The organism is bacterium, from assembly GCA_023150945.1.
GTDB lineage: Bacteria > Zhuqueibacterota > Zhuqueibacteria > Zhuqueibacterales > Zhuqueibacteraceae > Coneutiohabitans.
The window spans coordinates 85724-100880 of record JAKLJX010000020.1 but is presented as its reverse complement, the minus strand read 5'-3'; the positions used below and the strand labels follow the sequence as shown (position 1 = coordinate 100880).

The 15157-nt window shown below is 61.3% G+C and carries 9 protein-coding genes; 5 read left to right on the top strand and 4 right to left on the bottom strand.

The features are described 5' to 3' along the window. Positions 1–6: 6 nt before the first annotated feature. From L6R21_21825 to L6R21_21810, 4 genes are all read right to left on the bottom strand, one after another. The gene (locus L6R21_21825) at positions 7–501 is read right to left on the bottom strand and encodes a response regulator (GenBank protein ID MCK6561847.1); all 495 of its coding nucleotides are present in this window, start codon (positions 499–501) and stop codon (positions 7–9) included. A 567-nt stretch (positions 502–1068) separates the two neighbouring features. Next, positions 1069–2427 carry a sigma-54 dependent transcriptional regulator gene (locus L6R21_21820; protein ID MCK6561846.1) on the bottom strand — a complete coding sequence of 453 codons (1359 nt, stop codon included), beginning with the start codon at positions 2425–2427 and terminating at the stop codon, positions 1069–1071. After that, the gene (locus tag L6R21_21815; GenBank protein MCK6561845.1) at positions 2424–3890 is read right to left on the bottom strand and encodes an ATP-binding protein; all 1467 of its coding nucleotides are present in this window, start codon (positions 3888–3890) and stop codon (positions 2424–2426) included. Before L6R21_21815 ends, L6R21_21820 begins: the two co-directional genes overlap by 4 nt. Next, entirely contained in the window at positions 3887–4288 is a 402-nt protein-coding gene (locus tag L6R21_21810) for a hypothetical protein (protein ID MCK6561844.1), read from the bottom strand. The genes L6R21_21815 and L6R21_21810 overlap by 4 nt, the downstream gene beginning before the upstream one ends. 492 nt (positions 4289–4780) lie before the next feature. Between L6R21_21810 and L6R21_21805 the strand changes: the two genes are divergently transcribed. The 5 genes from L6R21_21805 (at position 4781) to tnpA (ending at position 15036) form a co-directional block, all read left to right on the top strand. Beyond that, positions 4781–5167 (top strand): hypothetical protein, encoded by a 387-nt coding sequence (locus L6R21_21805; protein MCK6561843.1) that lies wholly within the window; start codon positions 4781–4783, stop codon positions 5165–5167. Beyond that, positions 5164–7572 carry a S8 family serine peptidase gene (locus L6R21_21800; protein MCK6561842.1) on the top strand — a complete coding sequence of 803 codons (2409 nt, stop codon included), beginning with the start codon at positions 5164–5166 and terminating at the stop codon, positions 7570–7572. The genes L6R21_21805 and L6R21_21800 overlap by 4 nt, the downstream gene beginning before the upstream one ends. Continuing rightward, a complete protein-coding gene (locus L6R21_21795; GenBank protein MCK6561841.1) occupies positions 7565–10999 on the top strand; it encodes a hypothetical protein in 3435 nt (1144 codons plus the stop codon). The genes L6R21_21800 and L6R21_21795 overlap by 8 nt, the downstream gene beginning before the upstream one ends. Further along, positions 10996–14298 carry a hypothetical protein gene (locus tag L6R21_21790; protein MCK6561840.1) on the top strand — a complete coding sequence of 1101 codons (3303 nt, stop codon included), beginning with the start codon at positions 10996–10998 and terminating at the stop codon, positions 14296–14298. Before L6R21_21795 ends, L6R21_21790 begins: the two co-directional genes overlap by 4 nt. A 285-nt stretch (positions 14299–14583) precedes the next feature. Next, complete coding sequence (gene tnpA, locus L6R21_21785; protein ID MCK6561839.1) at positions 14584–15036, top strand: IS200/IS605 family transposase; 453 nt, start codon at positions 14584–14586, stop codon at positions 15034–15036. The last annotated feature ends 121 nt before the right edge of the window (positions 15037–15157 follow it).

The window sequence follows — 15157 nt, the reverse complement described above, 5'->3', positions numbered from 1 at the left end:
CCGTGTTCACTCCACTGGCGGCACTATTTTTCGAACTCTTGCCAACAGATCGTCCAGATCGAAAGGTTTGTCAAAGACGGCGAGCGCGCCGAATCGTGCCGCGTCCGCATGGGTCTCCGCATCGCCGAAGGCCGTGATCAAAATGAAGGGCGGAAAATCCTGATGCTTGCTCAGGCCTTCCAGGATTTCCAGGCCGGTGAGGCCCGGCATGCGGACATCTGAGATGATCAAAGCGATCGGCTCCTGTTCTTCGTCTGGAAGAAAATAGGCGCCCAAGTGCTCCAACAACTCCACACCGTTGCGGCACGTGACCACTTCATATCCCGCGTACTGCAGCGCACGCGCCAACAACACGCGCATTTCGTGATCGTCCTCCGCGAGCAGGACATGCGGCGCGGACGATGCGCCTGGTTTCACTCGGCGCCTGTTTGTCTGTCGATGATTTTGCATTTGAGTTCCGCAACCATTCGAATGACTACCCTTTCCGTCATCACCATCCATACTCTCCTTTCCGCTTCTGGCAAACGCAAAGAGGATACCACATTCTCACGGCGGGAAATCAATCACTTGTGAGGCAGGAGACTGAGGCAATTTGCCCCAGCGTGGCAGAATGCCTCAAGGGCCACGCCGACCGGCACGGCCCGTGAAATGAAATTTGCTCCGCGGTTCGACGTTGCTGGCAGTTGTCATACAGCAATTTCTGTCTGCGTGAAGCGATATTATTCTGTCTGACACAGCCGCAGTTCGTTTGGGCCTGCCTGCCGGCGCAAAGGTTTAACCAGCAGGCGGGATGACAGGGGCGCTGACGCGGCATAAAAAAGCGCTGTAAGGTTGGACCACCCAGGCAACAGGAAGGAAACTTGCTGAACGGCACCAAATGAAAAGTGAAGCGGGGAGTCGAGCGCACCGGACGCCCGTGGTGACAGGCGAACTGGCGGCATGAGACCGCAGGCCACAACCAGAAGGGAAACGGCGGAGAGGGAGGCAGCCCAACGACCAGCGCGACTCAGGTGGGCCATTGCTGCTGCCGGGGAAAGACGGCGCATTTACGTGAAGCAGATTCCCGTATCAATCCACGCCATACTGCTGCAATTTGCGATACAGGGTCTTGCGATTCAGCCCCAGAATGCGCGCGGCATGGGTTTGGTTGCCACCGACGCTCTGCAGCACATGCAGAATATAGCGGCGTTCCACCTCTTCCAGGGAAACCAGCTCAGTGGGGTTGTCGCTGCCGATCAGAACGTGCGAGCTGTGGTAAGCACGAATATTTTTCGGCAGATCTTCCACCGCGATTTTCTCATAGGGCGTGAGCGCCACGGCGTGCTCGATGGCATTGCGCAACTCCCGGACATTGCCGGGCCAGGCGTAGCTCAGCAATTTTTCTGCGGCTTGCTTTGAAAGCCCGAGCACGCGCTTGCCGGAACGGGCGGCGAAGTGCTGGATGAAATTCTCGGCCAGCAGCAGAATATCCGTTCCCCGCGCCCGCAGCGGCGGCGCTTCGACGGTGATGACGTTGAGGCGGTAGAACAAATCTTCACGAAACCGGCCTTCGTCAACCGCAGTCTCCAAATCACGATTGGTCGCTGCGAGGATGCGTGCATCGAAACTCTGCTCGGCCTCGCCGCCGAGCGGGCGGAGCCGCCGCTCTTCGAGTGCCCGCAGCAGCTTGGGTTGCAGCGGCAGCGGCAGCTCGCCGATTTCGTCGAGAAAAAGCGTGCCGGCATCTGCCTGGAGAAACAAACCTTTTCGATCCGATTTGGCGTCGGTGAAAGCGCCGCGTTTGTAGCCGAAAAGCTCACTCTCCAGAAGCGCTTCCGGCAGTGCCGAGCAATTGAGGGCGACGAATGGGCCGTCACGTCTTCGGCTCCGGCGGTGCAGTGCGTGCGCCACCAGCTCCTTGCCGGTGCCGCTCTCCCCGGTAATCAGCACCGCACTCTCCGTATCGGCGATGCGAGTCAATTGCGCGAACAACTCACGCATCGGCGAGCTGTCACCAATCAGTTCATCAAAACGCTGCGATTGTTTGACGGCCGCACTGAGCCGCTGCACTCGATCTTGCAGCGCGCGGTGCTTCACCGCGCGTTCAAGAATAAGGACGAGGACGTCAAGCTCAAAAGGTTTGGCGATGAAATCGTAAGCGCCGGCGCGAATCGCAGCGATGGCCGATTCCATGCTGCCGAACGCGGTCATCACCACCACCGGCACGTCGGCGCGATTGGCCACGACCCGTTCACACAACTCGATGCCGCTCATGCCCGGCAGGTTGAGGTCGACCAAGGCAACATCGAAATCCTCGCTCTGCAAGGCAGTGAAGGCCGGGCCTGCCGCGGTGTGCCAAGCCACCACAAAACCGCGTCGCTGCAAATCGACCGCCAGCATCTCGCACATGCCTTGGTCATCATCTACAATCAAGACTCGCCCGCTCATTCTTCCGTCTCCCGGGGTAGATAAACCGTGAAGCACGAGCCGATTCCGACCTCACTCTCGACCTCGATCCATCCGCCGTGCTCTTCCACAATGCCGTGCGCGATGGAGAGGCCCAACCCCGTGCCTTTGCCCACTTCTTTGGTCGTAAAAAACGGCTCGAAGATGCGCCGCTTGTTTTCTTCGGCGATGCCGGTGCCTTGGTCGCGAATCCGGATCGTCAGGAAGTTTTTTTCACCCAAGCCTTCCCGACCCGGCCGAAGGGCGCTCGTCATCCCGAGAGTCAATTCCAGCCGGCCGCCGTTGGGCATGGCCTGTATGCCGTTCATGACCAGATTGGTCAGAACCTGTTGGATCTGCGCCTGGTCGAGAGCCGTCACGCAAGGCCCACCGTCTTCGACGAGCGCAAGCGTCACCCGATTCTTGCGCGCGGCAGCCGCCAGCATTTCGAGCACTTGCGCCGCGACTTTTCGCAGGTCGGCTGGCTGCCGTTTTGCCGTTTGGCGCCGGGCAAAATCCAGCAGTTGCTGAATGATTCTGGTCATGCGATCGACTTGCTCGCGAATGATGCGCGAATTATCGAGAATCTCATCCCGACCGGGATTTTCCACGGTCATGAGTTTGGCCCGGCCGCTGACGACATTCAGAGGGGTGCCAAGCTCATGTGCCATGCCGGCGGCAAGCTGGCCAATGGTGGCCAGTCGTTCGGAGTGGCGCAATTGTTCGAGCGTGGCGATGCGGGCTTCGGTTTCCTTGCGCACCGCTTCCCGTGCCAGAGAAAGTTGCTCGCACATGCGATTCATTGCGACCGCAAGATCGGACAGCTCATCGCGCCCGGCGAGAACAAGATCGCCGGAGAGATCGCCGGCGCCGATTTGTTGGGTTTTCGCCATCAACTTGTTGAGTGGGCGCACGATGAACCGGACACTGAGCAGCCACACCAGTAGTGCGCCCACCAGAAGCAGCAGGCTGGTCAAAACGATCGACCAAATGATGGTGTCATGGGTGTAGGCCCTGAGCGCCTCATGAGATTCGCGCAGCTCGAGCGCGCCTCTTCTGCCGCCTTCCAACATCACCGGAACATAGGTGTAGAAATAGCCGGGGCCATGCTCTAGCGGTTCATTGATGGAAACTTCCTGGCCGCTGCGCGCTGCACCCAATCTAGCCGGTGGGACTCGTGGCGCAAAGGCATCGCCCGGCCGCGCCGCCAACCAGACCCAGCGAATCTGCAATTGCGGCTCATCCTGGTTGACCTCTTTGATCAATTCCAAGGCACGGCTTTCGCCGCCGTGCTGCCAGGCCTCGATCACCAGTTGTTTCATGGCCCGGCCGAGCAGAAGAGCATCGTGCCGCATGTCTTCGGTGAACAACGCCACCTCCCGCTGCACCGAGAGGTAGCCATCAATCACCAGCGGCACCAGCATTCCCAAAAAAACCAGACCCATGATTTTGAAGGAAAGTCTCATCTGAAGCCATCCCTTCGTTTATGCACCGGGCGATAGCGCGTCAGCAGTTCGCCCTGCCGGCTCGCCGCGCGGCTGCACACGGAGACCGCCGCCCAAGGGAGGCCGGTTTCATTCGCACGCCGCGGATTCGTATCCGCCGGCACAGCCAACCTGCGCCGTGCGGAATCGATATGACCAATCAATTTCACGCTTTTTTCCATCTTTTGCCAATCTTCTTTTCCATTGTTTGACGAGGCCTCGCGGCTTGTGAGCAAGCCGGCGCGACATGCTCCCAACTCGGCGAGGCATGCGTGAGAGGGCAAACCCAGGACGGTGCTTGCGCCACGAGGTACTTGCTGTTTGCGATGGCGCGGCACGTAGCGGTTAATTAGACTTTCGCAGCGGGCGATTTGGTTCATCTGCGCACTCCTGCGGAACTTGGCCGGGCTGCGGAGGATGGCTTGCCCTCTTCCTCGTGAGATTCTTCGAGTTCAGGCAGCAATCCGGTCCTCGCCCTTTGCACCCTGCGCCCTGCCGGCAGTGCAGGTTATTACGCGGCAAGCCCACGTGAGGTCTGCGCGATATTTTTCTTGCATTCCATCGGAAAAATATTAGCTTCGCCACACCCGTCCGGAATGCGGCGGCAATTTCTTCCCTGAACGCTTGCGCTGTGCTCCTCGCGCCCAATTGCCCGTCCATTTCCCACAGCCTTTCGTTTCGCATATGCTGCACATTGCCACCGGTGCGATACTTCTGTGTTGGAGGTTGGACGCGCCGGTTGGCAAGTTCTGAAGGATGATTGGCCGGATCCCATGGCAAGAATCGCATCCGGCTTTTTGTGCGCTATCCCGCCGACCCTATACCGCCTCAAGTCACCACGAAACGCAGATCTCTTTGCCTGAGCCTGTTGCATGGCAGTGCGCATTGTGATTGCCACGAAAAAACCTGTCAGTCCTGCCGCCCGAATCGGCCTGGTGCTGATGTTGTTGTTGTTGGCCGGTCTGGTGCTGCTGGTAGCTGGTGCGATTCTTCTGCCGTTGTTGGGCGTGGCCGTGGCGCTGTCCGTGGGAATGCTGGTCTGGATTTTCATCCTCGCTCTCGCCGGCGCGTTTGCGCTCGTTTGGCGGCGGGCAATGATGCGGATCTTCTCCAAATTTCGCGCGCGCGGCAAACACCATGAGCCGCTGGCGGAGTCGCCGCAGGAGAATCTGCTGCAACTGCCGGCTTCCGCAACGGCACGGCAGAGGCAGGAAAATTCGAATCAAAGTGGCCCTGAGGGCAAGCCGGAGGTGCAATGATCAACAAACTGGATCCCGGACTGCGCCGGCGCGTGCAAGCGTTGAAGACGCAGAAGGCGGCCACGCTGGCGAAGGCTTTGCTGCGGGAAGAAACTGAACGAGTCGAGCTGCTGGTGGAGTTCACCGGTGATTTGAGCGACCTCATCGCGATCGGCTTTGAATCCTTTGGCCTGCTGCAGCACCCTCGCGCCGGCTACCAGATCGCTGCCGGTTCGATCCCCGTCGATCGTCTGGAAGACCTGGCCGCGATCGCTCACGTCGTCGCCACCGAAGGCCCGCAACAATACCATCCGCTGCTGGATTATAGCCTGCCGGAGATTCGCGCCACCGCGGTGCACGGCGGCTCACCCTCGCGCAAAGGAGCGGGTGTGGTGATCGGCGTCATCGACAGCGGCATCGATTGGCGCCACGGCGTTTTCGTGGATTGGGACGACCGCACTTCGCGAATCCTGGGCATCTGGGATCAAATGCTCACGGCCCAAACCGGCGAGACTGCCGGGCCCGGCGGCGTTGGCGTGGCGTATAACCAGGCGCAGCTCTCACGGGGCGTGCAGGGCACCGAAACCATCCGCACGCGCGACCAGAACGCGCGCGGCGAGACCAGCGGCCATGGCACCCACGTGGCCGGCATCGCCGCCGGCAACGGCGCACCGGCGACTTGTTGTCACGGCATCAACACCTATGTCGGCGTCGCGCCGCGAACCGAGCTGATTGTGGCGCGCTACGACTACACCCACGCCACGCTCGGTGCCAACGTGCGTCTGGTTGCGGCGTTGGACTACATTTTCAATCACCCTGACGCTGCCGGCAAGCCGGTGGTGGTCAATATCAGTCTCGGCGTCAATCGTGGCCCGCATGACGGCACCACACCGGTAGAACGGGCGATCGACGCGGCAGTAGCGGCAGGTCCCGGACGCGCTGTGGTGGTGGCAGCGGGCAACTTCGCTGATACGCGCTGCCATGTCAAAGCAACCGTGCCTGGCAATGCCATGCGCGAGGTCGAGTTTGAAGTGAGGGAGGGACACGAATTCGACGCGTATCTCGATCTTTGGTATGATCGCGCCGGCACCCTGAATCTGGAAGTCATTGCTCAGGGCGGCACCAGCAGCGGCGTCGTAAACCACGGCACGGACAGTTCGTTCATCGCCAACCCCAATGCTTCCAACGCGCGCCGGGTGACGGTCAACATTGACGCGACCATCAACGGGCCGCACGGCCGCGACAACAACTTCCGCATCGAGATCGACAAACCCACCTCCGGCAACATCCCCGCCGGGAACTGGAAACTCAAACTCACCAACCCGAACGCAGCCCCGGTCAATTTCCACTGTTGGATCGAGCGCGGTGACAATGCGCCGCAATTCCTGCCAGCGGTCAGCACGCCGGACGGCAAAATCCGGTCGTCTTCCGATTCCACCATCAGCACGCCGGCGACGGCGCGCGAGGCTATCTCCGTTGCCAATCACGAATCGCGCACCGGTTGCTGTGATTGCTGGCCCTCGACCGGCATTGTAGCTTCTTCGAGCCGCGGACCGGTGGCGCGTGATGCCGCCGCGAATCCAAAGCCGGATATCGCCGCGCCCGGCTTGTTGATCGCCTCGGCCAAAGCAGATGCCGCCAATCTCCCGGGCAACTGTTGCTCATGCTGCCCCGATGCCTGCTGCTGTCTGTATGATGACAAGACCGGCACCAGCATGGCGGCCCCGCATGTAGCTGGAGCCGTGGCGTTGCTGCTGGAAGAAGATCCCACTTTGACCAAAGCGCAGATCTTGCATCATTTGCAGACCACTGCGCGCGACCGGCCCGCCGGCGGCCGCGACGACACTTGGGGCGCAGGCAAACTGGACGTGCAGGCGGCGATCAATTCCGTGCGCAGTGCTGGTGGTGGCGGCGGTGGTGGTGGCGGGGCCTCGCCATTGCTGCATGGCGGTTCCAATGGCAGCAGCGGCTTGCGGCATGCCCACGCGCCTTTCAACGGCGCTTCGACTGGCGCGGACCTTGGGGCATGGGGCAGCCCGCAGTTTTTGGCCACGCTTCGCATTTTGCGCGCCCGGCTGCGCGTGTGTCCGCAAGGCCAGGAGGTGGCGGCAGCCGTGAGCCGGCACTTCAGCGAGGTGCGGCGCCTGATCAACACCAACCGGCGCGTCGCCACGCTGTGGCATCGCAGCGAAGGCCCGCGCATGCTCTGGCGCCTCATGCAAGGTGCCCTTGATGCTGAGGCGCCGGCCGCCCTCTTGAGCCGGCCACAACGCGATTGCTTCCAGCGCTGGTGCGACCTGCTGCTGCGCTACGGCAGCCGGCGGTTGCAGGAGACCCTGCAGCGCCAGCGTGCCGCGTTGATCCTTTTGCTCAGTGCACCATTGGCAGCGCACGCAGCGGCAGCCGCGGGGAGCAACCATGAGTAATGTCGCCGGTACTCTTGAACTGTTTGCTGCTGAATTGGCCCGGGTCTTTGAACCGCTGGCTCGCCGGATCGAGGATGAGTCAACCGAATCGATACTGGAGTGGCTTGGCCTGCGGCCCGCGGAGAGTGTAGCCGGAGCGACCGAGCTTGCTGCCGCGTTGTCCACCAGCGCCACCGCAGCGGCGAATCTCACCGATTTGATTCGCGATCTGACCGCGGCGATCAGCCGTGAGGATGCCGCTGCTGTGGCTTCCACCAGCGTGGCATTGCTTGAGCAAGTCAAGAACGCAGTGCATGCCGCGCAGGCTGTCGCCACGGCGTTACAGAATTTGAGCGCCGGCGCGCCTGGACTGTCACCGCCGCAACGGGCGGAACTGGCCGCATTCGCCGGTGCGTTTGTGGATCGGCTGCTCAACCACCTGCTGGTGGAATATCTCGAGCAGCGTTTTCCGCAATTGGCGATTCCGCTGCTCGCGACCGGCGGCATTGAAATCGTCAAAGAAGCAGGCGGGCCGGCCAATTCGCTCAACGGTGCCTACACGCGCAAGACATTTCGATTCGATCGCGCCGTGAAGCTGTTCACCGATCCCGCCGGCCTGTTGCGCGAGGTGTACAAGTGGGGCGCGCCGGACTTTGACGGCCTTGCGCTGTTCCATGCGCTGCGCAATCTGCTGGAGCAGAAGTTCGAGCTGCCGGCGGAAATCATTCAGCCTGGCGGTGCACCGGCGCTGCTCGAAGCCTTTGCCTTCAATACCGAGGTCAACAACAGCTTCAGCCCGCCGGGTGTCGATCTCTCCCTGCGCTTTCCCCTTTCCGTTTCCCGCACCGAGACCTTCAGTGCCGAGGACTGGCAAGTTGAGCTGACCACCCAGGCCAGTCTTGCGGCAGATCTTGGCGCCACCCTGCGGCCGCTGTTCGAGATTGAGTTTGATCTGCCGGAGGGTGCAGTTGATTTTCTCCTGGCCATGACGCTGCAGCGCTCGCGCACGGCCGCGCCGTTTTTGATGCTGGGCACCGCGCGCGGTTCCCGTCTGGAAGTGCGCAGCCCCGGACTGGCAGGCCAGCTCCGCGCCCACTTTGACACCGCTTCCCGCAGTGCTGTGCTGGATCCGGAATTTCGCATCTCCCTGAACGGCGGCAGAATGGTGATCAGCGGGGAGGGCGGGGATTCGTTTATCAGCGCGCTGCTCTCCGGCGTGAATCTCGATTCCAACTTCGATGTGGAGGCGAGTTGGAGCCCGAGTCGCGGTTTGGCGTTTATCGGCAGTGCTGCACTGGAAATCGCGCTGCCGGCGCACGTCACACTCGGCCCGCTGGAAATCCTGTCGCTCTACTTGAAAGCTGGTCTGGCCAGTGACGGCTCGATTCCGGTGGAGTTGTCCGGCGGTTTCTCCGCGGCGCTGGGGCCGCTGCGCGCCTCGGTCGACCGGCTGGGTTTGATTGCCACCTTCACGTTTCCGCGCGGCGGCGGCAATCTTGGGCCGGCGGGAGTGGCGTTTGCCTTCAAACCGCCCAATGGCATCGGCCTGGCCATTGATGCCGGCGTGGTCAAGGGCGGCGGCTATCTCTATCTTGATTTTGAAAAGGGCGAATACGCCGGCGCGCTGGAGTTGACGATCAGCGGCTTTCTCTCCCTCAAAGCCATCGGCCTGATCAACACGAAACTGCCGGGAGGCCAGCCGGGCTTCTCACTGCTGGTGATCATCACTGCGGAGTTCAATCCCGGTTTCCAGCTCGGTTTTGGTTTCACGCTGCTGGGCGTGGGCGGATTGCTGGGACTGCATCGCAGCGCGTTGCTGGAGCCGCTGGCGCAAGGCGTGCGCACCGGTGCCATCAACAGCATTCTGTTTCCCACCAACATCGTTGCCAACGCGCCGAAGATCCTGAGCGACTTGCGCACCATCTTCCCGCCGCACCCGGGCACGTTTCTGATCGGGCCCATGGCCAAGATCGGCTGGGGCACACCGACGCTGATCAGCGTGGCGCTGGGCGTGATCATCGAGATTCCGGGCAATGTCGTCATTCTCGGCCGCCTGCGCGTGGCGCTGCCCACTGACGAGCAGGCGGTGCTGATCCTGCAGGTGTCCTTCCTCGGGGCATTGGAATTTGACCGGCGCCGGCTTTGGTTTTTCGCCACCCTCTATGAGTCGCGGGTGCTGTTCATCACGCTCGAAGGGGAAATGGGGCTGTTGTTGGATTACAGCGACAATCCCAACTTCGTCCTGTCCGTGGGCGGTTTTCACCCGCGCTTCACCGCGCCGCCGCTGCCTTTTCCTTCACCGGCGCGGCTGGTGCTGTCGTTGATCAACGAAAGCTGGGCGCGGGTGCGGGCGGAAACCTACTTTGCGGTGACTTCCAACACCGTGCAGATCGGCTGCCGCAGCGAGATGTTCTTCGGCTTCGATGCGCTCAGCGTGGAGGGCTATTTCAGCTTCGATGCATTGTTGCGCTTCTCGCCGTTCTATTTCATCGTGACGCTTTCGACCGGCTTTGCGGTCAAGGTCTTCGGCCTCGGTGTGTACAGCGTGCATTTGCGCGGCTCACTCGAAGGGCCGACGCCGTGGCATGTGAAAGGCTCAGCCGAGATTGGTTTTCTGTTCTTCTCGATTTCAGTGGACGTTGATGTCACCTTTGGTGAGCGCCGCGCGGAGACGCTGCCGCCGATCGCGGTGCTGCCGCGCCTGCAGGCTGAGTTTGAGAAGCTCGAAAGCTGGCGCGCGACCCTGCCGGCGGCGGGGCAATTGTTCGTGAGCCTGCGCGATTTGGGCAGCGCCGGGGTGCTGGTGCTGCATCCGGTCGGCACGCTGCAAATCAGCCAGCGCTTCGCGCCGTTGAATCTGCCGCTCGACAAGATCGGCAATCAGAAACCGTCCGACGTGAAGCAGGTGACGGTGGCCGTGGAAACCGGCGGCCTCGCGGTCAAGGGTCCCACCAGGGAGAAGTTTGCCGCGGCGCAGTATCGCGACATGGACGACGCAGCGAAGCTGTCGGCACCGGCGTTTGAGCCGCTCGAAAGCGGCGTCGAACTGGGCGCTGCCGGCCAGCCCTGGGCCACCGGTCCGCTGGCGCAGCGCAACGTGCGTTACGAGACCATCATCATTGACACCGCCTTTGAACGCGTGCGGCTGCGCTTCTTCAAATTCTGGGACGGACTGTTCACGCATTTCCGCAGCGGCGCGGCCGTGACGCGCGCCGCGGTTTCCCTCGCGGCCGAGAAGCAGTTGCGGCCCTTTGCCGACAAGGTCGAGATCGCCGCCGAGGCCTACACCGTTGCATTTCAAGCCGACAATCGGGCGTATGAAACGCGGGCCAGCTTCGGCAGTTTTGCCGAAGCTCAGGCGCAGGTGGCGAATCTGTTGCGCTTCTCACCCGAACTTGCGGAAGTCATTCACGTCATTCCCGAAGCGGAGGTGAACCGAGCCGCATGAGCACGCCAATCTCCTCTTACTCATTTCTTCCCTGGGCGCGGCAGGGGCTGGGTATTTTTCTGCGCGAAGCGGACCAGGACACTGCGGTGAAGGCGCGCGCCTCCATCGACGTGCGCCTGCAAATCAACGGTGAACAACTCAGCGGCGGCACGGCCACTGCCACCGTGCCGCGTGCCGTGCAATTGTACGGTCCCGGCGACATCATCGGCATCGACCTCAAGGCGATCGTGCGCACCGAGCCGCGTCATTATATCACCAACTTCGAAAGCAACTACCTGCCGTTGGTGGAATTCTATGACGAAGATTTTCCCTGGCGCTACACGCCGGCCCGGCCTTCATCCAATCAACTGCAGTTGCGGCCCTGGCTGGCGCTGGTGGTGCTGGAGGAAAGCGAATTCAACGAAGGCAACAACCGGCTCGGGCGGCCGCTGCCTTACATCGAAGTCGCCCAGGCAGCGCAGAAATTTCCGCCGGCTGACCAGCTTTGGGCCTGGGCGCACGTGCATGTCAACGGCGGCATGACCGGAGATCCCAATGACACGACTGCGCTCGCGGCGCAACTCGATGAAACCGTCCGCGCCAACCGCGACCTGGCCTATTCGCGCTTGCTGTGCCCGCGCATTCTAAAACCCAACACCGCTTATCATGCCTTCCTGATTCCCTCTTTTGAAACCGGCCGGCTGGCAGGGTTGGGGAAAAATCCCGACATCGCAGAATTCGCCACCCAGAGCGCCTGGGCAAGTTATGCCGGCAGGGTGGAGGGTGATTTCTTTCCCTTCTATCACCGCTGGTATTTTCGCACAGGAACAGTGGGCGACTTCGAGTATTTGGTGCGGCTGCTGCAACCGCGCACCGTGGATCCGCGCGTGGGCCGTCGCGACATGGACGTGCAGGCGCCGGGCGCGAATCTGCCCGGCATTCCTGAACTCGGCGGCATTCTGCGCCTGGGCGGCGCGTTGCGGCCGCCGCTCGCAACGCTGAGCGAGGAAGATTTGGAAGATTACCGCCGCCATGAGGAGTGGGGCAAACCTTATCCCCACGCATTTCAAGTTGCGCTCGCGGCGCTGATCAATCTGGCCCAGGACTATTCCGACAGAAGTGCGGAGCAGGCCAATGCCGGCAGCGGCTTGGGACCGCAGGTGGAGGAGGATGAAGATCCGCTGGTCGTGCCGCCGCTCTACGGCCGCTGGCATGCAGAGACGCAGCGCCTGGTCGCGGAAGAGGGTGATCCGGCGAAAGCGAAGTGGGTGCAGGAATTGAATCTGGATCCGCGCCACCGCACGGCTGCCGGCTTCGGCACTGCGGTGGTGCAGGAGAATCAAGAAAACTACATGGAGGCGGCCTGGCAGCAGGTCGGCCGCGTGCTTGAGGCCAATCAGAAAATCCGCTATGCGCACATGGCGCAATTCACCAGCCAGGTCTGGCATGCCCGCGAACTCACGGCAATCAACCAATCGGCGCCGGAGCGTTTCGTCGCGCTGGTGACACCGGTGCAGCGGCGCGTGGTCGCGCAGGGCTTCACGCTGCATCATCACGTGCAACAGAGCACGCTGGCAGCACCGCTGCTGGCGAAGACCATGCGCCAGGCGCTGCGACCGCGCGGCCGGGTGGCGCAACTGGTGGGATTCGACGCCGGCCGGCATCGCGGCAATCTGCTGGCGCGCGCCAATCGCGGTGAAGTGTCGGCCGCGCCGCCGAAAGTGGTTGCGCCGGCGCTGCCCACCGGCGAGAAGATCGCGGATGAGCTTAAGCCGCGCGAGCTGCCGGAGAACTGGCTGGCACTTTTGCTGCGCCGGCCCTGGCTGCGTTTCGCGCCTCTCGCGCTCGCCCTGCTGATTTTCCTGGTGCTGTTGCTCATCAATAAAGCCGTGGCGATCGTAATTGGCGCGGCTTTGTTTGCGGGCGCGGTCTGGTTGGTGCGCTGGCTCAATGGAATCCTGCAGCGCGCGCGTGCCGCTGAAGCGCTGCACCCCGAAACTCGCACGCCTGCAAGTGTCGATCAACTGCCGTCCAGTCCGGATTTTCGCATCGGCGTGCCGGGCCAGGATCCGCCGCCGAATACCAATGGCAGAGACAGCGCGGAGGCGGTGCGCTTCAAGGGCGCGCTGCGCAATCTTTACACCGTGGACGTTGCCGAGCGCGCAGTTCCGGTGCGCGTACGCCGGCCGCTGGATTTGCCGGCCTTGGCCGCGAGCATGCTCACAAATCTTCAACCCACGATCACGATTCCGCGGCGCACGCTGGCTACATTGACGATCCCGCCGCGGCTGCGCGACCAACTGGTCGAGTCTTTCGGTGAAGTGATGGCTTATCCGGAAATCGACCAGCCGATGTATGAGCCGCTGAAAAATCTCGCCAGTGAGATGTTCGTGCCCAATCTGCAATTGATTCAAAACAACACCATCACGTTGCTCGAGACCAATCAGAAATTCATCGAGTCGTACCTGGTGGGACTGAATCACGAGTTTGGCCGCGAGTTGTTGTGGCGGGAATATCCCACGGACCAGCGCGGCAGTTACTTTCGGCAATTCTGGGACGTGCGCGGTTTTCTGCCCGAGGCCGCTACTGATCCGGAAGCGCTGCGGGAACGGCTGCGTGACATTCCGGAGCTGCATCGCTGGACGAGAAATTCAGCGCTGGGCGATCATGACCATCGCGAGGCGCAGGGCGACAAGGAGGAGGAGCTGGTGCTGGTGATTCGCGGTGAATTGCTGAAGAAATACCCGACCGCCGTGATTTATGCGCATCGCGCCGCCTTTGAGCGCACCGGCGACGGCAAGATCGACAAGACCCGGCCCCGCAAGCTGCTGCCGCTCACGCCGGCACAGGAGGCGAATCCGCCGCGCGAGGTTGTGAAGACGCCGCTCTACGAAGCCAAGGTCGATCCGGACATCTACTTCTTTGGCTTTGACCTGACTGCGGAAAAGGCGCGCGGCGGCCAGATCGTGAATGGGGAGGAGGATGCCGGCTGGTTCTTCGTGATCAAAGAGCGGCCGGGCGAGCCCCGTTTTGGCCTCGATTTGCCGCAAGCGGCTCCGCAAGCCGCAGTTCACACCTGGAATGATCTCGCCTGGACTGACGTGCTCAACGACTATGCTGCCAGCACTTTTCTGCGCCTCGGAGAGAAGAGCATCACGTTGACTGATCCGGGCAGCGGCAGCGAAGCCCGGCCGCAGTATCAGGAAGACAGGCGCTTCCGCTGGCATGGCGACACGCATGCCGCTGAGCTGGCTTACATTCTCTACCAGGTACCGGTATTGGTCGCCGTGCACGCCGCGGAGATGCTGAAGCAATCCTGAGACCAATGTGGGTTTGAAATGATGGTTGCAGGTGGGTTTGGCAAACCGCGAAAACGCGAAGGGCACGAAGATTTTGCGCCGGCTAGTTGTAGGCGTGACATGCGTTGTGGTTCATTCGTCTGCTCTTGGTGGAAGGATTGCGTTTCAAACAGCCCCGACGGGGCGGCATGTGATAGCGAAGGGCAACGCCCTGGAAATCGGACGCGCGTGATCGAGTTGAGCCCCAGGGGCGAAATAGGCATCGTGTCGGTCGATCGTCTCCGTCTTGGAGAAAGGGGGTAGCCAATGCCGCAGAGTCTTGCCTGCATTCCGGTGCATTTCATTTGGAGTACCAAAGATCGCGAGCCATTCATTCGGCCCGAAATTGAGAAGGAACTGTTTAGCTACATGGCCGCCATTTTTCGTGAACATGAATCGCCGGCGCTAACGATCAATGGCACCACGGATCATATTCATGCTCTTGCGCTGCTCTCGCGCAAAATCACAGTGGCCAAGCTTGTGGAAGAAGTGGAAAGAAGTTCTTCGAAATGGATCAAAGCCAAGGGCGTGTATCACAGAAATTTTTATTGGCAAAGTGGATATGCTGCCCTGAGCATAGGGCAATCGAATATGGCGACATTGAAGCGATACATTGCAAATCAAAAAGAGCACCATCGCGCCAAGACGTTTCAGGAGGAATACCTAGAATTCTTGAAGTTGTACAACCTCGAATACGATGAACGATACGTTTGGGATTAATGATGACACCCGGCGGGTTCATACCGCCCCGTCGGGGCTGGAGAGCGAAAGTGAGGGCTGTTCAATCCAGGGCGTTGCCCTTCGCTATCACATTTCACCCCGCGGGGCTTGGGTTTCGGTG